At 69.7% G+C, this 1000-nt stretch carries 1 protein-coding gene; it reads left to right on the top strand.

Annotation, left to right across the window (positions count from 1 at the left end; genetic code table 11):
* Window positions 1-1000, top strand: a 1000-nt coding sequence (glnII, locus tag ACIP98_RS42555; RefSeq protein ID WP_401982271.1) for a glutamine synthetase, incomplete at both ends; no start/stop codon positions are given.

Below are 1000 nucleotides of genomic sequence, written 5' to 3'. Positions count from 1 at the left end.
TTACAAGGCCGAGTACATCTGGATCGACGGCACCGAGCCGACCGCCAAGTTGCGCTCGAAGACCAAGATCCTCGCCGATGGCGCGGAGCCGGGCATCTGGGGTTTCGACGGGTCGAGCACGAACCAGGCCGAGGGCCACAGCTCGGACCGGGTGCTGAAGCCGGTGGCCAGCTACCCGGACCCGATCCGCGGTGGGGACCACCTGCTGGTGCTGTGCGAGGTGTTCAACATCGACGGCACGCCGCACGAGTCCAACACCCGCGCGCTGCTGCGCCCGGTCGCCGAGCGGTTCGCCGCGCAGGAGTCGCTGTTCGGCATCGAGCAGGAGTACACCTTCTTCCAGGGCAGCCGCCCGCTGGGCTTCCCCGAGGGCGGCTACCCGGCCCCGCAGGGCGGCTACTACTGCGGTGTCGGCGCGGACGAGATCTACGGCCGTGACGTGGTCGAGGCCCACCTCGACAACTGCCTGGCCGCGGGCCTGGGCATCTCCGGCATCAACGCCGAGGTCATGCCCGGCCAGTGGGAGTTCCAGGTGGGCCCGCTGTCCCCGCTGGAGGTCGCCGACCAGTTGTGGGTCGCGCGCTGGCTGCTCTACCGCACCGCCGAGGACTTCGGGATCTCCGCGACGCTGGACCCCAAGCCCGCCAAGGGCGACTGGAACGGCGCCGGTGCCCACACCAACTTCTCCACCAAGGCCATGCGCGAGGGCTACGACGCGATCATCGAGGCGGCCGAGTCCCTGGGCCGCGACGACAAGCCGCTGGAGCACATCCGCAACTACGGCGTCGGCGTCGAGGACCGGCTCACCGGTGCCCACGAGACCGCCCCCTGGAGCGAGTACAGCTACGGCGTGTCCAACCGTGGCGCCTCGGTGCGCATCCCCTGGCAGGTCGAGGTCGACAAGAAGGGCTACATCGAGGACCGGCGCCCCAACGCCAACGTCGACCCCTACACCGTCACCCGCCTCATCGTCGACACCTGCTGCACCGCCCTGGAGAAG

The sequence above is a fragment of the Streptomyces sp. NPDC088354 genome (assembly GCF_044753585.1).
In the GTDB taxonomy this organism is placed as follows: domain Bacteria; phylum Actinomycetota; class Actinomycetes; order Streptomycetales; family Streptomycetaceae; genus Actinacidiphila.
The sequence above is the reverse complement of the archived record's forward strand: the minus strand, read 5'-3'. Positions and strand labels throughout refer to the sequence as shown.